Source organism: Acidimicrobiia bacterium (assembly GCA_040289475.1).
Lineage (GTDB): Bacteria > Actinomycetota > Acidimicrobiia > ATN3 > PSLF01 > PSLF01.
The window spans coordinates 1-24,344 of record PSLF01000007.1 but is presented as its reverse complement, the minus strand read 5'-3'; the positions used below and the strand labels follow the sequence as shown (position 1 = coordinate 24,344).

General features: G+C 53.4%; 33 protein-coding genes. 30 read left to right on the top strand and 3 right to left on the bottom strand.

Going from position 1 to position 24,344, the window contains the following annotated elements; genetic code table 11:
• The first annotated feature begins 3 nt into the window (after positions 1-3).
• The 24 genes from C4318_05150 (at position 4) to msrB (ending at position 13,090) form a co-directional block, all read left to right on the top strand.
• The gene (locus tag C4318_05150) at positions 4-387 is read left to right on the top strand and encodes a 50S ribosomal protein L29 (protein MER3454530.1); all 384 of its coding nucleotides are present in this window, start codon (positions 4-6) and stop codon (positions 385-387) included.
• On the top strand, positions 384-662 hold the full coding sequence (locus tag C4318_05145) for a 30S ribosomal protein S17 (protein MER3454529.1): 279 nt from the start codon (positions 384-386) through the stop codon (positions 660-662). Before C4318_05150 ends, C4318_05145 begins: the two co-directional genes overlap by 4 nt.
• Positions 663-677: 15 nt before the next feature.
• Entirely contained in the window at positions 678-1,046 is a 369-nt protein-coding gene (locus tag C4318_05140) for a 50S ribosomal protein L14 (GenBank protein MER3454528.1), read from the top strand.
• Between the two features lie 49 nt (positions 1,047-1,095).
• Positions 1,096-1,416 (top strand): 50S ribosomal protein L24, encoded by a 321-nt coding sequence (locus tag C4318_05135; GenBank protein MER3454527.1) that lies wholly within the window; start codon positions 1,096-1,098, stop codon positions 1,414-1,416.
• Complete coding sequence (locus C4318_05130) at positions 1,413-1,985, top strand: 50S ribosomal protein L5 (protein MER3454526.1); 573 nt, start codon at positions 1,413-1,415, stop codon at positions 1,983-1,985. Before C4318_05135 ends, C4318_05130 begins: the two co-directional genes overlap by 4 nt.
• Position 1,986: 1 nt before the next feature.
• Positions 1,987-2,172 (top strand): type Z 30S ribosomal protein S14, encoded by a 186-nt coding sequence (locus C4318_05125; protein ID MER3454525.1) that lies wholly within the window; start codon positions 1,987-1,989, stop codon positions 2,170-2,172.
• Between the two features lie 36 nt (positions 2,173-2,208).
• Positions 2,209-2,607, top strand: coding sequence for a 30S ribosomal protein S8 (locus C4318_05120; protein ID MER3454524.1), 399 nt, complete (start codon positions 2,209-2,211; stop codon positions 2,605-2,607).
• A 38-nt stretch (positions 2,608-2,645) separates the two neighbouring features.
• Entirely contained in the window at positions 2,646-3,182 is a 537-nt protein-coding gene (locus tag C4318_05115) for a 50S ribosomal protein L6 (protein ID MER3454523.1), read from the top strand.
• Positions 3,183-3,221: 39 nt separating this feature from the next.
• The gene (locus tag C4318_05110) at positions 3,222-3,587 is read left to right on the top strand and encodes a 50S ribosomal protein L18 (protein MER3454522.1); all 366 of its coding nucleotides are present in this window, start codon (positions 3,222-3,224) and stop codon (positions 3,585-3,587) included.
• A 26-nt stretch (positions 3,588-3,613) separates the two neighbouring features.
• Positions 3,614-4,243, top strand: coding sequence for a 30S ribosomal protein S5 (gene rpsE / locus C4318_05105; GenBank protein ID MER3454521.1), 630 nt, complete (start codon positions 3,614-3,616; stop codon positions 4,241-4,243).
• 16 nt (positions 4,244-4,259) lie between these two features.
• The gene (gene rpmD / locus C4318_05100) at positions 4,260-4,451 is read left to right on the top strand and encodes a 50S ribosomal protein L30 (protein ID MER3454520.1); all 192 of its coding nucleotides are present in this window, start codon (positions 4,260-4,262) and stop codon (positions 4,449-4,451) included.
• A complete protein-coding gene (locus tag C4318_05095; protein ID MER3454519.1) occupies positions 4,418-4,891 on the top strand; it encodes a 50S ribosomal protein L15 in 474 nt (157 codons plus the stop codon). The genes rpmD and C4318_05095 overlap by 34 nt, the downstream gene beginning before the upstream one ends.
• A gap of 72 nt (positions 4,892-4,963) precedes the next feature.
• Positions 4,964-6,265 carry a preprotein translocase subunit SecY gene (locus C4318_05090; protein MER3454518.1) on the top strand — a complete coding sequence of 434 codons (1,302 nt, stop codon included), beginning with the start codon at positions 4,964-4,966 and terminating at the stop codon, positions 6,263-6,265.
• 5 nt (positions 6,266-6,270) lie between these two features.
• On the top strand, positions 6,271-6,954 hold the full coding sequence (locus C4318_05085) for an adenylate kinase (protein MER3454517.1): 684 nt from the start codon (positions 6,271-6,273) through the stop codon (positions 6,952-6,954).
• A gap of 195 nt (positions 6,955-7,149) precedes the next feature.
• Positions 7,150-7,911: a type I methionyl aminopeptidase gene (gene map, locus C4318_05080; protein MER3454516.1), complete on the top strand. Its 762-nt coding sequence runs from the start codon at positions 7,150-7,152 to the stop codon at positions 7,909-7,911.
• Positions 7,912-7,986: 75 nt separating this feature from the next.
• On the top strand, positions 7,987-8,208 hold the full coding sequence (locus tag C4318_05075) for a translation initiation factor IF-1 (GenBank protein MER3454515.1): 222 nt from the start codon (positions 7,987-7,989) through the stop codon (positions 8,206-8,208).
• 156 nt (positions 8,209-8,364) lie between these two features.
• Positions 8,365-8,478, top strand: a complete 114-nt coding sequence (locus C4318_05070; GenBank protein ID MER3454514.1) for a 50S ribosomal protein L36 — start codon at positions 8,365-8,367, stop codon at positions 8,476-8,478.
• Positions 8,478-8,861: a 30S ribosomal protein S13 gene (locus C4318_05065; protein ID MER3454513.1), complete on the top strand. Its 384-nt coding sequence runs from the start codon at positions 8,478-8,480 to the stop codon at positions 8,859-8,861. The genes C4318_05070 and C4318_05065 overlap by 1 nt, the downstream gene beginning before the upstream one ends.
• Positions 8,861-9,259 carry a 30S ribosomal protein S11 gene (locus tag C4318_05060; GenBank protein ID MER3454512.1) on the top strand — a complete coding sequence of 133 codons (399 nt, stop codon included), beginning with the start codon at positions 8,861-8,863 and terminating at the stop codon, positions 9,257-9,259. The genes C4318_05065 and C4318_05060 overlap by 1 nt, the downstream gene beginning before the upstream one ends.
• Before the next feature lie 127 nt (positions 9,260-9,386).
• Positions 9,387-10,013, top strand: coding sequence for a 30S ribosomal protein S4 (locus C4318_05055; protein ID MER3454511.1), 627 nt, complete (start codon positions 9,387-9,389; stop codon positions 10,011-10,013).
• Between the two features lie 207 nt (positions 10,014-10,220).
• Positions 10,221-11,330, top strand: a complete 1,110-nt coding sequence (locus C4318_05050) for a DNA-directed RNA polymerase subunit alpha (GenBank protein ID MER3454510.1) — start codon at positions 10,221-10,223, stop codon at positions 11,328-11,330.
• A complete protein-coding gene (locus C4318_05045) occupies positions 11,323-11,700 on the top strand; it encodes a 50S ribosomal protein L17 (protein MER3454509.1) in 378 nt (125 codons plus the stop codon). Before C4318_05050 ends, C4318_05045 begins: the two co-directional genes overlap by 8 nt.
• 7 nt (positions 11,701-11,707) lie before the next feature.
• A complete protein-coding gene (locus C4318_05040; protein MER3454508.1) occupies positions 11,708-12,589 on the top strand; it encodes a hypothetical protein in 882 nt (293 codons plus the stop codon).
• A gap of 72 nt (positions 12,590-12,661) precedes the next feature.
• Entirely contained in the window at positions 12,662-13,090 is a 429-nt protein-coding gene (gene msrB, locus C4318_05035; GenBank protein MER3454507.1) for a peptide-methionine (R)-S-oxide reductase, read from the top strand.
• 152 nt (positions 13,091-13,242) lie between these two features.
• Here msrB and C4318_05030 read toward each other — a convergent pair whose 3' ends face one another.
• Positions 13,243-14,982, bottom strand: a complete 1,740-nt coding sequence (locus tag C4318_05030; GenBank protein MER3454506.1) for a hypothetical protein — start codon at positions 14,980-14,982, stop codon at positions 13,243-13,245.
• Positions 14,983-15,181: 199 nt separating this feature from the next.
• Here C4318_05030 and C4318_05025 point away from each other — a divergent pair, with 199 nt between their 5' ends.
• The 3 genes from C4318_05025 (at position 15,182) to glmM (ending at position 17,727) form a co-directional block, all read left to right on the top strand.
• Positions 15,182-15,616 carry a 50S ribosomal protein L13 gene (locus C4318_05025; protein MER3454505.1) on the top strand — a complete coding sequence of 145 codons (435 nt, stop codon included), beginning with the start codon at positions 15,182-15,184 and terminating at the stop codon, positions 15,614-15,616.
• Positions 15,617-15,746: 130 nt separating this feature from the next.
• On the top strand, positions 15,747-16,235 hold the full coding sequence (locus C4318_05020) for a 30S ribosomal protein S9 (GenBank protein MER3454504.1): 489 nt from the start codon (positions 15,747-15,749) through the stop codon (positions 16,233-16,235).
• Positions 16,236-16,335: 100 nt separating this feature from the next.
• Positions 16,336-17,727, top strand: coding sequence for a phosphoglucosamine mutase (gene glmM, locus C4318_05015; protein ID MER3454503.1), 1,392 nt, complete (start codon positions 16,336-16,338; stop codon positions 17,725-17,727).
• Here the strand turns inward: glmM and C4318_05010 are convergent.
• Positions 17,693-18,703, bottom strand: coding sequence for a hypothetical protein (locus C4318_05010; GenBank protein ID MER3454502.1), 1,011 nt, complete (start codon positions 18,701-18,703; stop codon positions 17,693-17,695). The genes glmM and C4318_05010 overlap by 35 nt on opposite strands.
• A 221-nt stretch (positions 18,704-18,924) precedes the next feature.
• Between C4318_05010 and phoU the strand changes: the two genes are divergently transcribed.
• Both phoU and C4318_05000 read left to right on the top strand, forming a co-directional pair.
• Positions 18,925-19,635 (top strand): phosphate transport system regulatory protein PhoU, encoded by a 711-nt coding sequence (phoU, locus tag C4318_05005; protein MER3454501.1) that lies wholly within the window; start codon positions 18,925-18,927, stop codon positions 19,633-19,635.
• 120 nt (positions 19,636-19,755) lie between these two features.
• Positions 19,756-21,237: a betaine-aldehyde dehydrogenase gene (locus C4318_05000; protein MER3454500.1), complete on the top strand. Its 1,482-nt coding sequence runs from the start codon at positions 19,756-19,758 to the stop codon at positions 21,235-21,237.
• A gap of 98 nt (positions 21,238-21,335) precedes the next feature.
• Here C4318_05000 and C4318_04995 read toward each other — a convergent pair whose 3' ends face one another.
• A complete protein-coding gene (locus C4318_04995) occupies positions 21,336-22,334 on the bottom strand; it encodes a hypothetical protein (GenBank protein MER3454499.1) in 999 nt (332 codons plus the stop codon).
• Positions 22,335-22,614: 280 nt separating this feature from the next.
• Here C4318_04995 and C4318_04990 point away from each other — a divergent pair, with 280 nt between their 5' ends.
• Positions 22,615-24,342, top strand: a complete 1,728-nt coding sequence (locus C4318_04990) for a hypothetical protein (GenBank protein ID MER3454498.1) — start codon at positions 22,615-22,617, stop codon at positions 24,340-24,342.
• Positions 24,343-24,344 lie beyond the last annotated feature (2 nt).

Here is a 24,344-nt window from a genome sequence, read left to right as displayed (position 1 = left end):
TCCGTGACCACTAAGGCGAAGCAGCTAAGAGAAGCAAGCACTGACGAGCTCCACGAGCGAGCAGAGGAGCTTCGCTCAGAACTGTTTAATCTCCGGTTCCAGAAGGCGACTGGACGCCTCGACAACTACAAGAGATTGAGAGAGATCAAGAGAGAGTTAGCTCGCGTACTTACGGTAATTAGAGAGCGAGAGCTTGGAATCACCCTGAGACCTTCGGTTGAGGAGACGGCACAAAAGCGAAGGCGGAGGCTGTTTCGTCGCAGACCGGTGGTGGAAACGGAGGAGCCAGAAGAAGAGCGAGAAGGGACAGATGAAGCGGAGGCCGACAACGAAGATATGCCTGAAGAAAGTTTGGGCAGCAACGATAACAGGGCTGTGGATAAATGAGTGAGGGCACTCAGAACGGCGCGAAGAGGGCAATACGCAAGAGGCGGATTGGCGTGGTGACTAGCGCAAAAATGAGCAAAACAGCCGTCGTCGCTGTAGAGCGCACTCTTCGACACCCGAAGTACGGACGGATTGTAAAGACGACCAAGAAGTATTACGCACACGATGAGGAAAACGAGGTTCGAGAAGGCGACCGCGTGGTCATCGTCGAAACCCGCCCGTTGTCAAAGCTGAAGAGGTGGCGGATAGCGGAGATTGTAGAGAGGGCAAAGTAGGCCGGAGCGCAAGAAGTGATTCAACAGGAGTCCCGGCTCAAGGTAGCCGACAACACAGGCGCCAAAGAAGTTTTGTGTATTAGAGTCCTCGGAGGCTCGGGTCGGCGCTACGCGTCTATCGGCGATGAGCTAATCGCAACGGTTAAGGAAGCGACTCCGGCTTCCTCTGTGAAAAAGGGAGACGTAGTCCGCTGTGTCGTTGTACGCACTCGCAAAGAAGTTCGTAGACCAGACGGAAGTTACATCCGCTTCGACGACAACGCATGCGTTCTTGTCAACGATCAAAAACAGCCCCGGGGAACGAGAATTTTCGGTCCTGTGGGACGGGAGCTAAGGGAAAAGAAGTTCATGCGAATTGTCTCGCTCGCTCCAGAAGTAATCTGAGCGCGATTTGCAGGATTGTGCCCTAAAGGCGGCAGAGGTGGCATTTCGAGTGAAAAAACTAAAAATTCGGCGTGGAGACACAGTCCGCATTGTGGCTGGAAAAGATCGCACTGCGAGAAACGCTGAGGGACGCGTGGTGCGCGTGATTCCCGAGAAGAATTTAGTTGTCGTGGAAGGACTCAACATTGCAAAAAAGCATCAGAAACCTTCTGGAAACGTATTGCAGGGTGGCAGGATAGACAGGGAAATGCCTGTTCACATCTCCAATGTGATGCTGGTCTGTAAGAGCTGTGGTCCTACCCGCGCAGGATTTGAGTTCACCGAGGTCGGCAAGGTCAGGGTGTGTAAGAAGTGCGGGGACGAGTTATGAGCGGCAATGGTCAGCGTCCAATTCCGAGGTTGAAGAAGAAATATCTTGAAGAAGTTCGGCCTTCGCTTCAGAAAAAGTTGAATCTCACCAATATTATGCAAGTGCCCCGTCTCGAAAAGATCGTGGTAAACATTGGCGTGGGAGAAGGCGTTACAGACCCAAAAAAAATCGACGGGGCTATGCAGGATCTGGCTGTCATAACCGGACAGAAACCTAAGTTGAACAGAGCTAAGAAATCGATAGCAGGTTTCAAACTGCGGAAGGGAATGCCAGTAGGTGTTTCGGTAACTCTCCGAGGTGATCGCATGTGGGAGTTTTTCGACCGTACAGTGACACTAGCCATCCCCAGGGTGCGTGACTTTCGGGGAATGCCGCTTAGTTCATTCGATGGAAGAGGAAATTATAGTTTTGGCTTTACAGAACAACTCGTGTATCCAGAAATTGACTACGACAAGATCGACGCGGTACGCGGGATGGACGTGACGATTGTCACCACAGCAGACAACGACGATCACGCGTACGAGCTGTTGTCGTCACTTGGGTTTCCCTTCAAACAGAAGGAGCGCTGATATGGCCCGCAAGGCTCTTATCGAGAAGGCTAAAAAAGAGCCCAAGTTTAAAGTGCGAAAGTACTCTCGTTGCGAGAGGTGTGGGAGGCCGAGATCGGTCTATCGCAAGTTTGGCTTGTGTAGGTTGTGCTTGAGAGAGTTGGCCCACAAGGGTGAGATTTCAGGCCTCAGAAAGGCGAGCTGGTAGTAAGTACGTTACGGGTTCCTTCGGGTAGGAAAGCAGATGAGCCAAACCGATCCTATTGCTGACATGCTAACGAGTATCAGGAATGCAAACCTCGTCTACAAGACAGAGGTGGCAACTCCTGTGTCAAAAATAAAGTTGGCTCTAGCGGCTCTGCTTTACAAAGAAGGCTATATAGAGGGGTATGAAATTAGAGAAGCATCACCTGTTCCTCTATTAGTTATACGTTTGAAGTACGGCGATAACAAGGAGCGAGTGATCCATGGAATAAGACGGGTGTCCAAGCCTGGACGTCGGGTGTATGCCAAAGCAAGCAAACTACCAAGAGTGTTGGGAGGAATGGGAGTCGCTGTAATCTCCACTCCTAAAGGTCTAATGTCGGATCGGAAAGCTCGCAGCCAACGGCTTGGTGGCGAGGTCGTGTGCGAGGTGTGGTAGTCAGTTGGCCGGCGATTTGGGTGGCGAGGTGAGTACGAGTGTCTAGGATCGGGAGAAAGCCTATTGTACTCCCAAATGGCGTAGAAATTGCTATTGACGGCAGAGCTGTGCGCGTAAGTGGTCCGAAGGGTTCATTGGAGTGGACCCTACCGGAGGGGATCGTAGCTCACGTTGAAGACGGATTGGTCAGGCTAGAGAGAACGAACGAGTCTAGAACGACTCGTGCTATGCACGGTCTTGCGGGTGCGCTCGTGTCCAACATGGTAGAGGGAGTCTCGAGGGGGTTTACTAAAACACTCGAGATCGTAGGTGTGGGATACAGGGCTAGCTCAAAAGGACGGGGGGTTGATCTCAGTCTCGGCTTCTCTCATCCAGTGCACTTCGAGCCGTCGGAAGACGTCACGATAGATGTTCCGCAACCGAACAAGATCGTCATTAGTGGCGTAGACAAACAAAAGGTGGGTCAGGTGGCGGCTCAGCTACGAGCTTTGCGACCGCCAGAACCTTACAAGGGCAAAGGTGTGCGGTACGAGGGAGAGGCAATCCGGAGAAAGGCCGGCAAGACTGGGGTGTGAGCCGGTGCTGCAGGGTATTAGTGCAGTGGAGGAGCTATTTTGAAGCTTGAGCGGACCGAACGACGTAGAAGACGCCACAAGCGAGTGAGAAAGCGGGTATCGGGTACCGCTGACCGACCTCGCCTTGTAGTGTTTAGATCATCCAAGCACATCTACGCCCAGCTCGTGGACGACAACTCCGGTCGGGTTCTTGCAGCTGCGTCAAGCCTTGAAAAGATCAATGTTGTAACGGGCTCCTCTTCGCACCGTAAGGTCGATATAGCAAAAGGTGTAGGAGAGCGCATTGGGCAGCGAGCTCTGGAAAAGGGGATATCGAGTGCGGTTTTCGACAGGGGGGGCTACAAGTTCCATGGGCGCGTAGCCGCGCTGGCGGATGGTGCTCGCCAAGCGGGCTTAAAGTTCTAGGTGAAACGAGCGAAACGAGAGCGTAAATGGCGGATTCTCGCACAGATTCCTTCTCTTTAGACGAGACCCACGAGTTCGAAGAGCGTGTGGTCGAAGTAAATCGAGTTGCCAAGGTAGTCAAAGGCGGACGCCGGTTCAGCTTCACCGCGCTGATGGTGGTCGGCGACCGAGCAGGGCGCGTTGGCGTTGGATACGGCAAAGCGCGTGAAGTGCCGATGGCTATACAAAAGGGCATAGACGAAGCGAAGAAGAACTTTTTAAGAATCCCAATGGCAGGGTCGACCATAACCCATGCGGTCACTGGTGAGTGGGGGGGAGCGAAGGTCTTACTTCGTCCTGCAGCGCCCGGTACGGGAGTCATCGCAGGGGGTGGAGTTAGGGCCATACTTGAGTGCGCGGGAGTCCGCGATGTGTTGGGAAAATCTCTGGGTAGTAACAACGCGATCAACGTTGTGCGGGCGACTATCGATGCTTTGACCAAGCTTTGCAACCCAGAGGAGGTGTCGAGGCTGAGGGGTCTCCCAGCCGAAGAAATAATGCCTCGTCCCCTAGTGGAGGCCTATAAGCGAACGAGCTCTACTCGCTACTCGAAAGTCGGCGAGAGCACAGAGCTCCCCATGCCAGAAGGCAAATCCACTGCGAGTACGGCAGAGTAGTAGGAGTCCGACAACGATGGGATCCAAAGGAAAGCTCGCGATTACTCAGGTACGTAGCGCGATCGGGCGCAAGCCAGCTCAACGACGTACTCTCAAAGCGCTGGGTCTCAGAAGAATCGGCCAAACCGTTATAAAGGAAAATCGCCCGGAGATTCGGGGAATGGTTCGGGCTGTATCACATTTGGTGAGAGTAGAGGAGACTCAGTGAGACTGCATCATCTCCGTCCCCCCAAAGGAGCTAAAAAGCGTGCAATTCGTGTAGGAAGGGGAGAGTCTGGGCGAAGGGGCAAGACTGCGGGGAGAGGAACCAAGGGCCAGAAAGCGAGAGACACTACCAAAGTCGGCTTCGAAGGGGGACAGACCCCCCTCAAATTGCGCCTGCCGAAACGGAGGGGGTTCAAGAACCCTTTCAAAAAGGAGTTTGCAGTGGTTAACGTAGGGCGATTGGGAGAAGTGTTCGAAGCCGGGGAAACCGTAGATGTCGAAGCGATACGCTCGAAGGGTCTCGTGGCTAAGAAAAAGCTGCCAGTCAAAATTCTTGCCGGTGGAGAGATTGGCAAAGCCTTGGTTGTGAGAGTGGATGCCTGTTCCACAAAGGCGCGCCAAAAAATAGAGGCTGCTGGAGGAAGCGTAGAGACAGGTTCATAGCTGAAGGACGGAGGTCCCCGAAGCTATGGATCGTCGAGAATTCTTAATAGACCGAGACTGACGGAGGGTCAAATGCTCTCCAGTTTCAAGAACATGTTCCGTATTGCAGATTTGCGGAACAAGATCCTTTTCACCCTGGCGATCATCGCAATATACCGCGTTGGTGCTCACATTCCGGTGCCGGGAGTTAGTGTGAGGGCGCTCCAGCAAGTGCGCGAGCAGAGCGAGAATCAGGGTATCGTCGCATTTCTCGATTTGTTCTCGGGAGGTGCGTTAACGAACTTGTCGATATTCTCCCTCGGGATCATGCCCTATATAACCGCCAGCATCATCATGCAGCTCATGGGCGTGGTCATTCCGAAGCTTGAGCAATGGAGAGAACAAGGAGAAATTGGGCAGCGGAAGATTACACAGTGGACACGATACGTGACTGTCGCTCTAGCAACGATGCAGTCTACCGGCATTCTCTTTCTTGCCCATAACCGGCAGCTGTTTGCAATCGGCGGTCCACAGTTGGACATTGACATCATCCCGGTGTGGAACGTAGGGCGGGTTATCGTTATGGTGCTGACTCTTACCGCAGGGACTGCCCTCATTATGTGGCTGGGAGAGCTAATCACTCAGCGAGGCATCGGTAACGGCATGTCGCTCCTGATCTTCGTGAGCGTGATTTCCCGCCTCCCCTTTCAGGGGACAGCAGTGTATAAGACCGCAGGGGTTGTTAAGTTCTCTGTTGTAATGGCGGTATTTTTAGCGATACTTGTCGCTATTGTATTTGTTGATCAAGGAAAAGAGAAGATCCCCATTCACTTCTCCAAGAGGCTCGTAGGACGGCGAGTTTATGGAGGTACCACTACATATCTGCCCGTCAGAGTTAACAATGCAGGAGTTATACCGATCATATTTGCAAGCTCGGTGTTGTACTTACCTAGCCTGGTAGCGACGACTCTGCCTTTCGAAGGATTCAGAAACTTTGTCAACACTCATTTGGCGAGTCAAACGTCTTTTTGGTACCTAAGTCTTTACTTTGTGATGATTATTTTTTTCTCTTACTTTTATACCGCTATACAGTTTGATCCAGTACGTCAGGCTGAGTCGGTTAAAAAGCAGGGGGGTTTTGTTCCCGGGATACGTCCAGGCCGACCTACCGCCGAGTATTTGGATCGTATACTCACTCGCATAACTCTTCCTGGCTCTTTATACCTTGCATTAGTGGCTGTCGTGCCTACCGTATTGTTCGCGGTCTGGCACTTGGGAAGCAGGGTGCCTTTTGGTGGGGCATCGATTCTGATAGTTGTCGGTGTGGCTCTAGAGACTATGAAGCAGATCGATAGCCAGTTGACAATGAGAAACTATGAGGGGTTCCTCAAGTGAGTTATATGGACGTTGCGGCGTGCGGACCTCTTCGAGGAATCCTTTTGGGGCCTCCAGGAGCGGGAAAAGGGACCCAGGCAAAAATGATTGCTGCGCGGTTTCAGGTACCGCACTTCGCTACGGGAGACATTCTTAGAGCGGAGGTAGCCGCCGGTTCTGATATGGGCAAGAAGGCCAAGGGGTTCATGGATGCAGGCGATCTCGTGCCGGACCATCTAGTCGTCGAAATAGTAAAAAAGCGCCTAGCTTCTGAAGAGGCCTCGGTTGGGTACTGTCTCGATGGGTTTCCTCGGACCTTGGAGCAAGCCGAAATACTCGATCTGATGCTCGATCCGGATGAGTCTCCAAACGTTGTGGCTGTTTTGGAGGTAGACGATGACGAAGTCGTCAAGCGTTTGTCGAGTAGAGAAACGTGTTCAAACCCTTCTTGCGGAAGGGTCTACAGTGCGGCTGCAAATCCTCCCAAGACCGAGGGTGTATGCGACGTGTGCGGGTCGGCGCTCGTTGTGAGAAATGACGACCGGCCTGAAGCAATTCGCGAGAGGCTGGCACAGTACCACCAGAAGACAACTCCTGTCGTCGACTACTATCTACGAAGGGGTCTCGTGGTTCGCGTCGACGGGTGTGGCAGCATAGACGAGGTCGCAACCCGATTAGAGAGCGCAATTTGTCGCAGCCTAGCAGCGTGAATTCTTGCTGCTAGGCAAAGATTGTTCGCTTCTTGGTTACTCATTGCCAGATCGAGTGATCGGTCCCCAGGTATCTGCTTGATATCTCGGTCGCGGGATGGGTTTCCGCTGTTTTGGTAACGTGTCACGTAATTTTTGATCAACAGCGGCCTGTTGCATTAGGTGTGTGGTAGTTAGTACTGAAGGTGATATTCCATGGAAGTCGTCGCACGCGTAACACGCAAGAGCCCGGACCAGCTAGCTAGCATGAGAAAAGCGGGGAAGATCGTTGCGGAGACCCTAGCACTACTAACCGAAGCAATTCGCCCGGGTGTCACGACGGCGTACTTGGACAAACTCGCAGAGGAGTTCATCCGATCCAGAGAGGCTATTCCCAGCTTCAAAGGGTACAGGGGCTTCCCCGCCTCGATTTGCACCTCCCCGAACGATGTAGTAGTTCACGGAATTCCGGGTGATTACCGTCTGGTGGAGGGCGACATTATTGGAATCGACTGTGGCGCCATCTACGAGGGAATGCATGGGGATGCTGCTGTGACTGTAGGGGTGGGTGAAATCTCGCTTGAAGCGGTTCGCCTAATCGAGACTACGAAGCGGGCGCTTGAAGCTGGGATCGAGGTGTGTGTTCCTGGAAACACTTTGGGTGACATAGGGCATGCAGTGGAGTCCATCGTCGAGGCCGAAGGATTCTCAGTGGTAAGAGACTACGTTGGTCACGGGATCGGGGAGCAGATGCACGAGCCCCCACAAATTCCCAATTATGGAGTTCCTGGAGAGGGAAAGAAGATCAAGGTAGGTCATGTTTTTGCAATCGAGCCGATGGTGAACATCGGGACTCACCAGACAAAAGTTCTCGAGGATGGTTGGACTGTGGTTACCGCGGATGGGTCCCTGTCTGCACACTTCGAGCACACGGTCGCTGTGCTGGAAAATGGGCCGGAGGTCCTTACCCGGATCTAGGCCGAGGTCATGCCAAGGCCTGCTGCTACACTGATTTTGTAAGTGGGTCTGGATATCGAGAGGGCTAAAGAAATCGTGCCGAAAAAAGAAGAGGCAATCGAAGTGGAGGGAACGGTGATAGAGCCGCTTCCTAATGCCACTTTCAGAGTCGAGCTCGACAATGGCCACAAGGTCTTGGCTCATATCTCTGGGAAGATGAGAATGCACTACATTCGGATTCTTCCAGGAGATCGGGTAGTAGTGGAGTTGTCGCCGTACGACCTGTCCAGAGGGCGAATCGTCTACCGACATAAATAGGGTGCTGAGGGCTTCAGCTGTCAAGTGGCGGTGACAATCCGTTAGCGAGATCGGTCTTTTTTTGCTAACGTAGTGCGCCGTGTCTCGAATGCCTTTATGGTCAGCCAGCTCCGGCAGCGCATGCATCGTGCTGTCGATTCAAAGCAGGGAAGAGGATTGAAAGTTCGTCCTTCTGTGAAGAAAATTTGCGATAAGTGCCGGATCATAAGACGCCACGGCCGTGTCCGGGTGATCTGCTCTAACCCTCGCCACAAGCAGAGGCAAGGCTGATGGCTCGAATAGCGGGTGTCGATCTACCAAGAGACAAGAGAGTGGAGATCGGCCTTACCTACATATTCGGGATAGGTCTCAGCCGTGCCAGGCAGATTCTTAGGGACACTGGTATAAACCCAGACACCCGGATTCGCGATCTTACCGACGAGGAAGTAGTCGCTATCCGACGCTACATAGACGAGAACTTTAAGGTTGAGGGGGACCTGAGAAGAGAAATTTCTCAGGATATAAAACGCAAAATGGAGATAGGAAGCTACCAAGGTCTACGGCACAGGAGAGGACTCCCTGTTAGGGGTCAGCGAACACATACCAATGCCCGCACTAGAAAAGGTCCTCGCAAGACCGTGCCGGGTAAGAAGAAAGCAGCGAAGAAGCACTGATGACAGTCAAAAAGCGCGGCCGCACGCGAGGGCGGAAAAAAGAGAAGAAAAACATCTCCTACGGCGTGGCTCACATCAAATCCTCGTTCAATAACACGATCATCACTATTACCGATGCGGCCGGAAACACCATAGCATGGGCCTCATCCGGAAATGTCGGCTTCAAAGGAAGTAGAAAGTCAACACCGTATGCTGCACAGCAAGCGGCAACGGCAGTAGCCAAAAAGGCTCAGGAGCACGGAGTTCAGAAGGTCGATGTTTTGATCAAGGGTCCCGGCGCCGGTCGAGAGACTGCTTACAGAGCCTTGATGGCCGCGGGCTTAGAGATCGGGGCAGTAAAGGACGTTACACCCGTGCCACATAACGGCTGCAGGCCGCGAAAACGACGCAGGGTTTGATATCCCCCAAAAGTTATTTAGTGAATAAGTATTGCCAGCGGAATAGCTGCTGTGAGTCCGAGGCTGGATAAGTAACCATAAAGAAGAATGGAAGGATACTGAGGCGCAGGAGATAGATATCGGCTAGATGGCTCGTTACACAGGACCAGTATGTAAGCTATGTAGGCGAGAGAAGATAAAGCTCTTTTTGAAGGGAGCTAAATGCATCTCGCCATCTTGTCCCGTCGACCGCAGGCCCTACCCACCAGGCGAGCATGGTCGAATCAGGCCCCGTACTACCGAGTACATGCTGCAGCTTAGGGAAAAGCAAAAGGCTCGCAGAATCTACGGGGTTCTCGAAAAGCAGTTCCGGAAGTATTACCGAGAAGCGACACGCAAAAAGGGCGTGACCGGCGAGAACCTGTTGAAAATGCTCGAGCTCCGACTGGATAACGCAGTATTTAGGGCTGGGTTCGCTGAGAGCAGGCCTCAAGCCCGGCAGCTAGTCCGCCACGGGCATGTAACGGTAAATGGAAACAAGGTCGATATACCTAGCTACGAGCTGAAGCCCGGAGACACGGTGGCTATAAGAGAAAAGAGCCGGAACTTGATAGTCGTCAGACACTCTATAGACACCCTCGGAAATCGGGCTATCCCAGGATGGTTAGACGTCGACCATGGCGCGCTGCGGGCTACCGTCACCAGAGAACCGGAGAGATCAGAAATCGACATTCCTGTCAACGAACAGCTTATTGTCGAGCTCTACTCTAAGTGAGGAATGACTTCAATTTGCACAGCGCCTATTGAGTCCCCAGCAGCACGGCACTGTGCGATATATCAACACGCTATCTGGCGTGCGAGGAGTGGATTCCGGGGCCGGTTCCCGGATTATAGGTACCAAGAAAAATAGTGACCGGCACGTGGAGATGAGCGTGCGGAAACCGGCTCCGCGAGCTCGAGTCTGCGAGGCGGGAGGTGAAAAGTGCTCACAATAAGACGCCCCAAGCTTACTGTTCCTGAAGATCTGAACCGGGAACTTCCACCCAACAGACGCAAGTTCAAAGTCGACGACCTGCCCTCGGGGTTCGGTTACACGATTGGGAATTCGCTAAGAAGGACGCTGCTCTCTTCTGTGCCGGGTGCGGCAATTACTCGGGTACAGATACACGGAGTGAACCACGAGTTTAGTACCGTTCCAGGTGTCAAGGAAGACGTCGTTACTCTTTTGTTGAACCTCAAAGAAGTCGTTCTCAAGTCGTATTCAGAAGAGCCAGTTGAGATTCGTTTAGAGAAGCGGGGCCCAACCACGATCGTCGCTGGCGACTTCCAATGCCCTCCCGAAGTCGAGGTCGTCAATAAGGACCATGTCATAGCCAACGTATCAAAGTCCGGGAGACTCGAGCTCACGGCTACGGTTCAGCGCGGCTACGGATACGTGACCGCTGACAAGAACAAATTAGAGGGGACTCCAATTGGGGTAATCCCGGTAGATTCTCTCTACTCTCCGGTTAGGCGAGTCGTCTACAAAGTAGATCAGACTGCCGAACGTGACGTCTTGATAATGGATGTAGAGACCAATGGAGCGATCGCAGCTGCTGAAGCGGTGAGTTCCGCCGCTCGGACGCTGGTAAATCTTTTGGAGGTCGTAGCGGAGGCTGTAGAAGCGCCGGCTCTCGAAGTCGGAGAGGCTGTTGCTGAGAAACCCATAAGTCCCGACCTGGATCGGCCGATAGAGGCGCTGGATTTGTCCGAGAGACCGCGAAACTGCTTGAAGCGCGCGCAGATTCATACGATTGCCGAGCTAGTGCAGAAAACAGAGCAAGAGTTGATGGCTATTCAGAACTTCGGGCAGAAGTCCCTTGACGAGGTAAAGCAAAAACTGGACGAGATGGGCCTGTCCCTCGCCGGCAGTATGCCGGCAGGTGAAAGTTCTGCTGGATCGGCGGCGTGGGCGATATCGAACGAAAGAAAAGAGGAGAACACGGCTGTAGTGGGCCACCAAGCGAAGGGCGGAGACGCGGACGATCTTGCAAGAGTGGCCGAAGCAGTGAGCACCGAGGTGTCGCCTGAACAGGAGGATCGAGATGCCTAAGCCGAGGAAAGGACCTAGGCTCGGAAGCGGTCCGGACCATCAAAAGCTGATGCTAGCCAACCTGTGTCGATCTCTCATTCTTGATGACGCACGCAGAGCCGGGGGGATGCCTGGAAGAGTCAAGACCACTGCCGCGAAGGCAAAGGCTGTGAAGCCTCTGGTTGAGAGGTTGATAACGAAGGCCAAGCGCGGGACTCTGCATGATCGCCGTCAAGTCATGGCTGTATTACGAGACAAAGACCTTACTTATTGGCTGTTTACTAACGTTGCCGCTCGTTACGAGGATAGAGACGGAGGATACTCTCGAATCACTAAGCTTCCGCCCCGTAAGGGCGATGGGGCTGAGATGGCCTACATAGAGCTGGTCTAGTCCCCCCTTGGCGGAGGAGTTTTTTTCACACGGTCACCGAGTTTTGGCCGTCAAGCTAGCGTATGACGGCACCGAGTTCAGCGGATACGCAAAGCAACCTAATCTGCGTACTGTAGAGGGAACCCTCGAAGACGCTCTCAGGGCTGTAATTAGACCGCCGAAGTTTTTTCGCCTCTCTGTGGCGGGCCGAACGGACGCCGGCGTCCACGCGACTGCCCAGTTTGTATCGGTCACGACCAACTCCGGCATTGATCCAGAGGTTGCAGAGCGGTCGCTATCCAAACTGCTTCCACCCGATATTGCGGTGAGCGTCTCTGAGGCACCGTTGGGTTTCGATGCTCGCAGATCGGCGTTGTCTCGACGGTACCGATATAAGTTGCTCACGTCGCCGCGGCCAGATCCTCTAAGGAGAACGAGAACGTGGTGGGTCGGAACACTTTCCGAGGGTGCGGAGACGATTCTCCACAGAGCCGCGAGCCTCGTAGTCGGCACGCATGACTTCAGTGCATTTTGCAAAGGAGCTACCAAAACCAGGAGTGACAATTCTAATTCGGGAGGCGAACACGGCGATGCAGCAGGCGTTGGAGACGAAGATCACGGGACGAGAGAACGTACAGGAACAATGAGGAAGGTGATTTTTGCCCAGTGGTCAAGGCCACGTTGTAGCGATGACCCATGCTGTGCAGACGAATTGTGGTTCGAGATCGAAGCAAATGCATTTTGTCACCAGATGGTGCGAAGGATCGTCGGTGCTATGGTGCATTGGGCGCGGGCGGAGGAGTCGCCGCGGCGGCCCGAAGCAGTGTCAGAATACCGGTGGAAGCCCGCACCTCCACATGGCCTGTATTTGATAGGGGTACGATATCCACCGGGGACAGGTGTCGAATAGCGCCGTTGTAAGTTTTCAAGTTTCTTGTCGATAATGCGAGCGGCGGGAGCCAACACGGGAGAATGGGTCAGGATGGGATCTGAGAACGTTGATTTACCCCAAACAGAAGAAGAGTGGCGCCAGAGGCTCACACCTGAGCAATACGCGGTGTGCAGAGAAGGAGCGACCGAGCCTCCTTTCTCTGGGAGCCTCTTGTACAACAAAGAGAACGGAATCTACTCGTGTGCAGCTTGCGGGGCTGAGCTGTTCCGCTCCGCTGCCAAGTTCGACTCAGGAACAGGGTGGCCGAGCTTTTGGGAACCGATCTCTCCCGATGTGGTACAGGAAAAACCGGATTACTCCTACAACATGATTCGCACGGAGGTGACTTGCGCAAGATGCGGTTCGCACTTGGGCCACGTCTTTGAAGATGGTCCTCCTCCTACGGGCTTGAGGTACTGTATTAACTCGGTGGCTCTCTCGTTCAGCCCCGTGAGCGGAGAAGGCTCATCTCTTGGGTAAATCCCTAACTCGCTAAAGACAAATGCGAACGCTTCTAGCTAGGGATCTTGTTATGGCTGATCTATGAGGTAAAGCGTGCCCCGAGGTTGGCCACCTGTGACGCCCTCAACATGGGCGATCGAGCAAGGGTCTTTTAGCCACGCAACAGGTCTCTAGCTCACGCCTATATAGATAAAACTGTATCCTTCGTCTCGGAAGTTGATCCCGGCTTTCTCTAGCGCAGTTGACCAGTTCCCAGTTACCTCGGGGTTGGTCTCTTCCATGCCGTGGTCTGCGAAGATGAAGAAGGCTGTCTCATCAATTTCCCCGGCTTCCTCGATAGCGGCGAGAATCTCGCCAATACGGCCGTCTGTGTCCCGTACGCCGGCCCGCGCTACATCGGAGTGAGGACCGCCTCTGTGCATCGCAGCATCGGTGAGTGCAAAATTGCACCACATAAACGATGGCTTGGGGTAATCGGTGCCTTGGAAGTTTCCCTTCCAAACGCTCGTGGCAAGCTCAACTCCTAGGTGATCGGCTAGTGTTGCCCACTCGTAGTCCTTGTAGGGTCGGACGAATTGCTGCGAAGCATGGGGAAGTTCTTTTGGGAACTCCGGGAGACCTCGAAAGTCCCCTTTGCGCATTAGCCCAAATGTAGAAAAGTCTGCCCCCCCGTCGGCGGGCTCGTTGATGGCAGCGGTGAACGCATCGGGAAAACAGCGATGAAGGGCTTGATGAATGGTCTCCACCTCATTAGACACCCAATTAGACCACAGGTGCCAAGTGGATGGATGGTTTGTATCGATCCTTTTTCTTTCCGTTCGGTGCCAGAAAGAGTTGTGGAGAACGCTGTGTCGCCCGGGGTAAGTGCCTGTCACGATCGCGGTGTGGTTGGCCAATGTAACCGTAGGAAAGCCGGCGATCGCTCCATAAGCAAAAGTTGTCCCCGATTCGGCTATTCGGGCAATGTTGTTAGCTTCTCCCTTTTCGATCATGTCCCACAATACGTTTGGATTGCATCCGTCCAACAGAAAAGTCACCACGTGTTTGGGAGGCGCATCCGGTTCGATGATTTCGTCGATTGGACGACCATCTTGGACGCGTAGGTAGACTCCGTTAAACAAATCCCCGGTCTCTGTTCGCCCTTTGATGGTTTCGGCTCCGAGCAGTTTCAAAATTGTGGGAGCTATGTCGACGAGGCGCGCCGATTTTGGAATTACTCCGAGTTTGGCGATCCCTTTTCCGCCGGCTATGAATGGAGCTCGCGCCTGAACTACGTCCAATGAGCCGTGCTCCCCTCTGTGTCCCCCCTCGTCTTCCCAGTTGTGCGCCGCAGTGTGAACCGCCGCGATGTCCGGGGAGTTTTCATCTTCGAAAATCTGTGAGATCGTCTCGAACGCGTTCGGGTAGTGATTTTTGGATGGATCTGGATACAAGTTCTCAAGTTCTTCTTTTAATGGCGAAAACGCGGAGGGGTCCTGCCTCTCTAGAATGTTGTCGCCCTTGACGTCAACAATTTCGTAACTGTATCTGTCTCCTTCTGGAGTTCTTTTGAAGCGCACCGTTCCCAAAGAGTTGGCTGCCACAAAGATTTCATCCGAGCCATCTCTCTCCTTCCAAAGCGCCATCTCGCAAATGCTCTGTAATTCGGGTGATGTCAGAATTTCAATAGCGGCTCGTTTTTGAGCTTCGAAATCTCGAGATTGCAACACTTCCCTCTTTCTCCTTTGCTCTGTGTCTTCTACCGGGCATCGAGCTTTACCAGACATCTTTGAGGAAGCCGCACCAATGAGCCCTGTCGCTCGGTGCTGCGACCTTGCGAGATCGAACCCACGCCGTAGCCGAGGAGTTGGCGTTGACAGAGCAGGCTTGTACAATGCTTGGCACCGACTGCTCGTCTCGCCCTCGATCACCGCTTCTGTCGCTCAGACACCTAGATTAGCACGGCATCTTATTGTGCTCTGCGGGTGAGAGCGAAAAGCTATTTCAAGGGTTGTACGAAATGTTCTGTATTGCTTTGACGTGAACTCCGCTCGGCTTTAGCCTATAGAGCCTGGCTTTTACGGCTTTGGCGAACTCGGTCGCAGAGGCTTTCGTGACAGATTTTCTATGATGCGACAGAAGACATATACGCCGAAAAAAGAAGACATTCAACCTCAGTGGTTCGTAGTAGACGCTGAAGGCAAGGTGCTGGGTCGGCTTGCTTCCGAATTAGCAAAGGTAATAAGGGGCAAGCATAAGCCGCAGTTTGCTCCCCACCTTGACACCGGAGATCACGTCGTGGTCATCAACGCTTCCAAGGTTGTGCTTACCGGGGACAAGCTATCTTCAAAAAAGTACTACAGACACTCGGGATATTCGGGAGGGCTGAGAGAGACTGGGGCAGGGGAGTTGATGGCAAAGGATCCTGCCAAAGTGGTTGAGATAGCAGTTAGGGGAATGCTGCCGAAGAACAGACTCGGCAGGAAGCTGGCGGGAAAGCTACACGTTTACGCAGGTCCTGATCATCCGCACACAGCGCAGAAGCCGCAGCGTCTACAAGTGTGACGACGGTAAAGCTGGGCAGCGTTGTCCTTATGAGGCCAGCGGATGCTGGCTTCACGAGTGGCATTTCCGATAATAAGCGATGCACGTCGAAATACAGGTTTGGGTCAGACTGAGCAGGTTATGAGAAGACATGGGCACATTTCAAAGCAAACATTCCAAACATTCTGAGGGTCGGTCGCAACGGGGGTCGTACCGAGATCAGTTCTCCCCCCCTGCAGAACTAGAGATTCGTCCCTCATCGAAAGTCCATTGCGGGCGCCGCAAGACCTCTGTGGCTCGGGTGAGGATATTTCCTGGGTCAGGCAGAATTTTTGTAAACGGTACGCTAGCAGGTGACTACTTCACCTCTGCCCTACAGGAGTGGCTTGTGTTTGAACCTCTGCGTGCGGCCGGAGTAGCTGATAAAGTCGATGTTTTTGTCAATGCTAAGGGAGGGGGCAAGAGCGCACAGGCGGGAGCAACGCGGCTGGGTATAGCAAAGGCGCTTTGTGAGCTTGACGAGTCAATCTCAGCAAGGCTTCGACGGGAAGGGTTCCTGGCTCGGGATGCAAGAGAAAAAGAGCGCCGAAAGTATGGCCTAAAGAAGGCCAGGAAGGCTCCGCAGTACTCCAAGCGCTAACGCGCTACGAGTATCGTTCAAGAAAGCCTCCGCATCTCATGGGCCCCGAGGGCATAAAGACGTTCATTGCTCTCAACAACCAAAGAAGCTGAGAAGAGCTGTGGCAACGAGCGAACGGTCTCTCAGGTATTTCGGTACTGACGGCGTGCGAGGGAAGGCCGAGGTAGAGCTTACCAGAGATTTTGCCTGGAAGCTGGGGCGGGCAGCAGGCACGCATCTGTTGTCAGCACGCGAGGTCGTCGCAGGACTTAAAAGACCGGCAATAGCAGTGGGACATGACACCCGTGTCTCCTCGCCCTCCCTTGCCGAGGCGTGCGCGGAGGGACTCGCTTCGTCGGGTGCGGACGTGATCTACTTGGGAACCGTTCCGACTGCAGTAGTGGCTTTTGCCGTTACCGAGCTCGGTCTCGCCGGTGGATGCGTAATCTCGGCCTCACACAATCCCCCCGAGGACAACGGCATCAAATTTTTCGGAGCAGGCGGGTACAAGCTGGGGCCGGCCGACGAAGCTTCGATCGAGGCGATTTTCGAGGGCCAGATATTAGACAACGAGCGCCAACAAATCCGGCGAGCGGTAAGCGACGAGCTCGTTCCAGAGATCATCCAGCGCTACGAGCGACACGTCATTGACTCCGTTGGGGTTGCAAAGCTGTCAGGCATTAGAGCTGTCGTGGATTGCGCCAACGGTGCGGCATCTGAAATAGCTCCACGGGTACTCGCCGCCTCTGGCGCTGAAGTTGTAGCCGTTGCAGCGGAAGGAGACGGAACCAAGATCAATGTAGGGTGCGGCGCAACCGACACCTCGCTGATCCTTTCGGCGACCAAAACTTCAGGGTTCTCGATTGGGCTCGCGCTCGATGGAGATGCTGATCGTCTGATCGCTGTCGACGCGGAGGGAACTGTGTACGACGGCGACAATCTCATGGCCGCGTTTGGCGCATGGTTGCTTGGGAAAGGACGCCTTGACCCGCCAATCGTTGTGGCGACAGTTATGTCCAATTTGGGTTTGCGCCTTGCACTCGAGAGGCTCGGAGTCGAGCTAGTAGAGTGCGGTGTAGGCGATCGTGAGGTAGTCGAGGCAATGCGCGCTAGGGGGGCCAAGCTAGGGGGAGAACAGTCGGGTCACATCGTGTTTGCGGATTGTGGCACTACAGGCGACGGGATCCTGACCGCAGCTTTTTTGCTTCAGCTAGTCGCCGAGACGGGGCAGTCCCTGGCGGAGGCCGCTGGCGCCGTTGAGCGTGTTCCCCAGGTCCTTTTGAACATAGAGGTGAAGGACAAAAGAGAGGTGATCGCCTCCGAGGAGCTCGCTTTATGTGTCGCAGAGGCGAAGCGCCGTCTGGGTAGTCATGGGCGCCTATTGGTAAGGCCGTCGGGAACCGAGCCTCTAATCAGAGTCATGGTCGAAAGTGCCGATGAAGGACTTGCTAGATTGGTAGCGACCGACGTCGCATCCGTCATCCAACAGATCGACGCGAAAACCGGAGCGTGAATCGCCTTCCTTTTCCTTCAATGTAGGTGCAATCTAGTTGAGTCCCGACACTTTCTGCCAGGTAGCGCAGGCTACTAGAATCTTGGAGTATCTTCTCGAAGCGCGCGCCCGTGGAGCGGCTGCGCGGCTCGGGACCTTCTATTGAGGGAACCTGGTCCACCTCGTCTGCCACCCATAGCCACACTTCGTCTCTCACTCGGGCCGAGCCAATCTCAACACTAGAGCCTGGCCGGGAAAGAGAAACCGCCTTCGTTGCAAGCTCTTCCAAGACGTCTTCTATTACTTCGGCTGAGGTTACTACTGAACCCGGACGCGCTGTTGGAGGCGGTTCGTATACGAGAAGCGATACGGATTTTCGTATTGCTGATTCCCTGAGTTTTTCGGCGACGTGGCGACACAACTGTTCAGGGTCGATGGCTCGAAGCGGTGTCTGTTGAGCGAGGATCGCTATTACTCCGAGGCGCTTTTTGCGTCCGTCCAGAGGAATCACCCGTACCGAGACCGATGGCGAGTCGACCTCGGCTGGGTGGAACTCTTCTGTTATGGGTTCACCGTTCCATAGCGACTTAGAAACCAGGGTTTCTAACGCCGAAGAAAGACCTGCTTTAGCATGATTTTCCAACAGAAGCTTGGCCGGACGGTTCTGGTACACCTCCTCCCCAGAGACCGTATATACAGCTGCTGCCACACCGATCTCGTCGAAAGCCCGGCACAAGATGGAGAACGACTCGAGCGCTGTGGCACTGGACGATACAACGTGCTCTATTGCATCTTCCATGCGTTCGAGGGCCAATTCTGTAGGGAGTCCGGTCTCAAAAAGGGAGGATGCCTGGGGACCAGAAATACGAGCAAAGGCGGACTCTAGCCGCCTGAGTAGGCGGGTTCGGTCAGCTCTCTGTCTAATACTGCTTGTTAGTAGGACGACCAGTCCGCCCAACAGCCCCCCGGCCGCCGCAGCTAAAACGGCCGTAGACATTAATTCCTAGTCGCCTTTTTATTTCCAGCCAGCTAAATAGTTCGTGTTTACTCCCCTAGATGGTGACCGGGACAAAGTTTTCTTATGGAGCAAAACGAAGCAGATCGACCAGAATCAATTTTAGACGGGTTCACCGCCGCTCGGTCACCGCTATAAATAAAACGCATTCCCAGCTAACTATCTTCGCTTCCGTGCTATCTTGCTTGCCAAAGCCGATCTGAATGGTCACGAAGTTGGTCACGAACAAAAAAGACACGAGACCCAGCTATCATCAAGAGCTTGACTTGCTACGAGAAGAGCTGTCGGAGATAGCCAGGCGCGTCTCCGGCGGGTTAGCGAGATGTACAGAGGCATTGGTAGAGGGACAGCTTGAGGTATATGACGAGCTGATCGAGGCAGACTCCGACATTGATCGACGCAGTGCTGCTATCGAGAATCGCGTCTATCAGATATTGGCAACCCAGCAACCGATGGCCTCGGATCTTCGTTTTTTAGTGTCATTGCTTCGAATCAATCACGAGGTGGAGCGCACTGGAGACCTAATTGTAAACATAGCCAAAGCAGGAAAGCAGGTGTATCCTCACCGCATCTCGGAGCGGCTCCGCGGAACGATTCTAGCTATGGGAAAGCAGTCAAAAACTATGTTCGACCAAGCAATAGAGGCGTTCGAGGGGATGAATGTGGGGAAGGCTTCAGCTTTGGAACAGATGGACGATGTGATAGACGACTTCCAACGAGATCTGTTGAGGGATATCGTAAAGACCCCGGATGAGGAAACCGAAGTAGCCATTAGGGTTGCTCTAATTGGGAGGTTTTTTGAGAGAATCGCCGACCATGCCGTGAATATTGGTGAGCGCGTTCGCTACATGGTAACGGGAGAGCTTCCGGGCCAGCGCCATGGGTCCAAAGATGCGCCTCTAGGAAGCTCGTAGTGGGATCAGTTCCTGATCGGGCAAGAGATAAGAAGGCGATTTTTTGTTTGGGGGCTCCAAGCGACTAGTGCCTACGATTTCAATTTGCTAGAAGCCGAAGGAGTACTTATGGCCACGTCAATGGTGAAAGAGCGAATTTCTGGTCCTGCAAGAGAGTTCATCTCGACTAAAAAGCGGCTCTTTATAGACGGCGAATGGGTCGACTCTATCTCGGGGAAGACTTTCTCCACAATCGATCCGGCAACAGGAGAGGTTTTGTGCGAAGTTTCTGAGGCAGGTGCCGAAGATGTCGATCGAGCTGTCAAAGCCGCGCGCCGCTCTTTTGACGATGGGCGTTGGTCCGATTTGAGTCCGCACAAGCGTGCGCGTGTACTGCTAAAGATCGCCACCCTGATCGACGAGCATCGCCAGGAGCTTGCCGAGCTGGAGACACTGGACAACGGAAAGCCCTTGGCACAAGCAACGGGCGAGATGGTAGCAGTTGCGGAAACATTTCGATACTACGCTGGCTGGGCAAACAAGATTTACGGGGACACAAATCCCACTGCAGCGAACATGTTTAGTTACACGCTCCGCGAGCCTGTAGGTGTGTGCGGTCAGATCATCCCATGGAACTTTCCAGCTGTAATGGCTGCTTGGAAAATTGCCCCCGCTATAGCGTTCGGTAACACAGTAGTTCTCAAGCCCGCAGAGCAAACCCCGTTGACCGCACTTCGTCTGGCCGAGCTTTGTAGCGAGGCTGGACTGCCAAAGGGTGTAGTAAATGTGGTAACCGGACCCGGGTCTACTGGTGCGGCGATAGTCGAGCATCCCGAAGTTGACAAGATCGCCTTCACGGGATCTACGGAGGTAGGGCGGCAGATTATGTGTAGCGCAGCCCAGACTCTCAAGAGGGTGAGTCTCGAGTTGGGTGGGAAGTCTCCTAACATCGTTCTCGCCGACTCTGACTTGGACGCCGCGGCGCAGGCATGTCTGTGGGGGATATTCGCCAATGCTGGCCAGATATGCACAGCGGGCTCTCGCCTTCTGGTACAAGAATCCATCCACGATGCCTTACTCGAAAGGCTTGAAAACGCTGTCTCCCAGTTCAAGCTGGGACATGGTCTAGATCCGGGGACGACCATGGGACCAGTGGTCTCCAAAGAGCAGTATGAGCGGGTGACCGGATTTATTGAAAAAGGGAAGGAGGAAGGCGCACGACTAGTGCGAGGTGGCGGCAAGCCCAAAGATCCCTCGATTCCTCCAGGTTACTTTGTCGAACCGACAATCTTTGATGAGGTCGACAACAGAATGACCATTGCCCAGGAGGAGATTTTTGGTCCTGTTCTGTCTGTCATACCGTTCAAGGGGAGCGAAGATGCAATCCGACTCGCTAACGACGTGATCTACGGATTAGCGGCGGCAGTTTGGACGAACGACATTAAAAAAGCCCACCGTCTGGCTCGGGCCATACGTGCAGGCACTGTATGGATCAATACCTACAACGTGACCGATTTAGCTGTTAGTTTCGGAGGATACAAACAGTCTGGATTTGGCCGAGAGCTCGGAAAGTACTCAATTGATCTGTACACTCAGGTGAAATCGGTCTTTGTTCAGCTGTGAGTCGAAGCCAAAGTATGCCTCAAGATCCCATTCAGCTCTAGATCACTAGGGAAACACTCGTCCTGCACATGGCCGAGTCTGCTTACCTATGTGCTTTCTTAGCGGTGGTCGAAGCGCGCTTCCTCACTTTGGGATGAGTATCTCCCTTTTATGGCTACTTCGGCCCGATCCTCTTCCGCGGTGGGCGTTCCTTCGAAATAATCCAAGCTTTCTAGCTCGGCTTGTTCGGATGCGACCTCTTCAAAGATTTTGCGGGCTTTTCTTCTGGCCATAAAGACGATGAGAGCGATGAGCAGTAGCGCTATGATCGCTCCACCCGCAATCGCTGCCCATCTAATCACCTTTTTTCCTGCCTCGTTCGGTTTGGGCGGTGGTTGATCGATGCGCTGGGGTTGGGTAAGGACCTTGACGCGCCCGGAAGCGTCTTGAACCGTAAGCTTCCACTCATAAATTCCTGGCGTCGCGGGGTTCTTTAATATCTCGGTGTTTCCTGGAGCTGGGGGCACCGATTGTGGGTCGGGTCGAGATATGCCAAACAAATTGACGGTCAATTTGATTGGAGTGTCGAGACCTAGTCCTCCAGTCGAGGGAAGCTCCAAAACAGCTGTGTACGGGGCGCCTTCTCCCTCTCGCTTGAGACTTAGGGCCAGGTTTAGAAGGCCACTGCAGCCCGAGGGGTTAGTGTTGCCGAGCTGTACGGCAACATTGATGGTTGCCCAATCCCCGGACCGAGGAGGGTTTCGGTTAGAAAGACACGTATTCACCGTTACCGTTCCGATAGCTGCAGTTTTAATGGTTATCACTCCGTCGCCAACTATGTCGCCGTTGGGGATCTCGGAGCCTTTAGGGATTTGATAAGCGCCAGGAATTTCGAATACTGCTCTGGTCGGGAAAGCGTCTCCCTCTTTTAGCTCAAAATAAACTTGTACCTGGGTTGGCTCATTGGCCGTTCGGAGAGCTGACGACACTTCGAACATTGGCTCGAAAGGACGCTGTTGCGCGTAGGATTGAGGTGCTACAAGCAACACGATCGTCGTCGCTGCCGCGACGAGCCTACAGACAATGCTTGGTTTGAAGGTTACCGAAAAATTCTTCACTTACGCCTCCCCGAACATGTGGATACATTCGAGCACACCCGGGATTATCCAGCCGCTGTTTTCTCCAGACAAACTCAACCGATGCCTGTAGCGGGCCAGCACAACGTGTTTTGGGCCCGCCACAAACGTCTCGCCGGGTTGTGACTGTTAGGTTGTGCAAGCGATGGGGGCCCATAGTTTACCCTAGGGAAGCGCCTAAGCTAAAAGGCCAAAACAGTCCGCCTGGACGGGCGGTCGCGTTAGGGGGGTTTTTGATCCATTACTATGAATTCTGATCGCAATGACTGAAGCTCGCATCCATTACTCAAACAGGCCTTCACGAGCTCTGAATATCCCTCGGTTGGCTGCAGTACTCTGTAGGCTTTCAGGTCTCGTCAGTATCCTAATGGCCGTAAAGCCCTCCCTAGTTCCTCGGATGCAACTGATTGAGTGGGTGGTTCCCCTGAGTGTTGAACTTCCTGCCCGACTACTTTCCCTTCAAGCGGGGATTGCGTTGCTTGTGTTAGCTCGGCAACTCCAGCTCAGGAAGCACCGGGCGTGGCAGTTGACTCTGGGCGTGGCAAGTGCAGGACTGGTAGCTAGCACCGTGCGAGGATTTGAACTCACATCGGTTTTTGCGAAGCTGGTCCTCATAGGGATGCTTTTGGCGTACCGGCATGAGTTTTTTGCTCTACCAGACCCTCCCTCCCTGCGGCAAGCAGCACGGTTTCTTTCCACGTATCTGACAGGAGTCACTGCATATTCGATGAGTGCGCTATTCGGCTATCGTCACTCATTAGAGGGCAGGCTCACGGTGGGCAATATGCTTTTGTCGACCGCAGAAGGCTTAGTTGGATCGCGGGGTCCGTTGGTAATCGGGCGTACAAGTGCGAACGAGTTTTTCTACTTCTCCTTAAGCGGACTGGGACTGGTTGGCTTTGCCGTCTTAGCGTATCTTGTGTTCCGTCCGGTGGTGGAGGGAGTGAACTGGGGTGATCGAGAGGGAGAAATTGCTCGCCAGATCGTTGAACGATGGGGAAGTGATTCTCTCTCATACTTTTCACTTCGATCCGACAAAAGCTACTTCTTTTCTGAGTCGGGTGAATCCTTTGTTGCCTACCGGTATATAAACGGGGTCGCGTGCATATCAGGAGATCCAATCGGAGACCCGAGGGAGCTTGAATCTCTGCTACGGCAGTTTATGGAGCGAGCCCACCGGATGGGATGGAAAATCGCTGTTCTTGCCGGAAGAGAGTCTAACGAGGCTCTGTACTCGTCCTTAGGCCTCAAGTCATTCTATCTAGGAGACGAAGCATTGATCGATTTGGAAGCCTTTACACTCGAGGGAAGGCCAATTCGTAAAGTACGTCAGTCGTGTCACCGGCTTCAAAAGCGGGGATACACTTTCGAACTGCTCGACGCTCCTTATATCACAGAAAACCTAAAAGCCGAAATGGATTCCGTTGCTAACCGCTGGAGAGGAAAAGCTCCGAATCGCGGGTTTTCTATGTGTTTGAATCGGCATTTTGATGAAAACGACAGTGATTGCTTAGTAGCGATGTCTCGCGATTCATCTGGCGCACTAAAAGGTTTTATGAAGCTCGTCCCATTTTATGGCAAGGAGTCTGGATACTCGCTAGATCAAATAAGCCGTGATCCTAATACTCCCAATGGCTTGAGTGAGTTTCTCGTTGCCCAAACATGTATTGCACTTCAGGCTAGGGGACTTAAGTATTTGAGTCTAAACTTCGCTGTATTTTCTAGGTTACTCTCGGGAGAGGTCCCGCTTACATTTTGGCAGAACATACAGCGGGCAATTGTAAAGCTGCTAAATCCTTATTTTCAAATTGAGTCTTTGTATTGCTTTAATAAAAAGTTCTTTCCAATTTGGCAACCCCGGGCAATTTTTTACGAAGAAGGTGTAAATCTTGTGCGCGTGGCGCTTTCTTATTTGGAACTTGAGGCGTTTTTGAGGCTTGGCTGGGTCCGTCGATGGATTTTTCCGCCTTTAGAATTGAGCCGTTCATAGCT

Excerpts from the sequence above, each read along its gene's own strand:
- C4318_05145 (MER3454529.1), top strand. The coding sequence starts at position 384 with ATGAGTGAGGGCACTCAGAACGGCGCGAAGAGGGCAATACGCAAGAGG.
- C4318_05130 (MER3454526.1), top strand. The coding sequence starts at position 1,413 with ATGAGCGGCAATGGTCAGCGTCCAATTCCGAGGTTGAAGAAGAAATAT.
- C4318_05125 (MER3454525.1), top strand. The coding sequence starts at position 1,987 with ATGGCCCGCAAGGCTCTTATCGAGAAGGCTAAAAAAGAGCCCAAGTTT.
- C4318_05120 (MER3454524.1), top strand. The coding sequence starts at position 2,209 with ATGAGCCAAACCGATCCTATTGCTGACATGCTAACGAGTATCAGGAAT.
- rpsE (MER3454521.1), top strand. The coding sequence starts at position 3,614 with ATGGCGGATTCTCGCACAGATTCCTTCTCTTTAGACGAGACCCACGAG.
- rpmD (MER3454520.1), top strand. The coding sequence starts at position 4,260 with ATGGGATCCAAAGGAAAGCTCGCGATTACTCAGGTACGTAGCGCGATC.
- C4318_05090 (MER3454518.1), top strand. The coding sequence starts at position 4,964 with ATGCTCTCCAGTTTCAAGAACATGTTCCGTATTGCAGATTTGCGGAAC.
- C4318_05085 (MER3454517.1), top strand. The coding sequence starts at position 6,271 with ATGGACGTTGCGGCGTGCGGACCTCTTCGAGGAATCCTTTTGGGGCCT.
- map (MER3454516.1), top strand. The coding sequence starts at position 7,150 with ATGGAAGTCGTCGCACGCGTAACACGCAAGAGCCCGGACCAGCTAGCT.
- C4318_05065 (MER3454513.1), top strand. The coding sequence starts at position 8,478 with ATGGCTCGAATAGCGGGTGTCGATCTACCAAGAGACAAGAGAGTGGAG.
- C4318_05060 (MER3454512.1), top strand. The coding sequence starts at position 8,861 with ATGACAGTCAAAAAGCGCGGCCGCACGCGAGGGCGGAAAAAAGAGAAG.
- C4318_05055 (MER3454511.1), top strand. The coding sequence starts at position 9,387 with ATGGCTCGTTACACAGGACCAGTATGTAAGCTATGTAGGCGAGAGAAG.
- C4318_05045 (MER3454509.1), top strand. The coding sequence starts at position 11,323 with ATGCCTAAGCCGAGGAAAGGACCTAGGCTCGGAAGCGGTCCGGACCAT.
- msrB (MER3454507.1), top strand. The coding sequence starts at position 12,662 with ATGGGATCTGAGAACGTTGATTTACCCCAAACAGAAGAAGAGTGGCGC.
- C4318_05025 (MER3454505.1), top strand. The coding sequence starts at position 15,182 with ATGCGACAGAAGACATATACGCCGAAAAAAGAAGACATTCAACCTCAG.
- C4318_05020 (MER3454504.1), top strand. The coding sequence starts at position 15,747 with ATGGGCACATTTCAAAGCAAACATTCCAAACATTCTGAGGGTCGGTCG.
- C4318_05010 (MER3454502.1), bottom strand. The coding sequence starts at position 18,703 with ATGTCTACGGCCGTTTTAGCTGCGGCGGCCGGGGGGCTGTTGGGCGGA.
- phoU (MER3454501.1), top strand. The coding sequence starts at position 18,925 with ATGGTCACGAAGTTGGTCACGAACAAAAAAGACACGAGACCCAGCTAT.
- C4318_05000 (MER3454500.1), top strand. The coding sequence starts at position 19,756 with ATGGTGAAAGAGCGAATTTCTGGTCCTGCAAGAGAGTTCATCTCGACT.
- C4318_04990 (MER3454498.1), top strand. The coding sequence starts at position 22,615 with ATGACTGAAGCTCGCATCCATTACTCAAACAGGCCTTCACGAGCTCTG.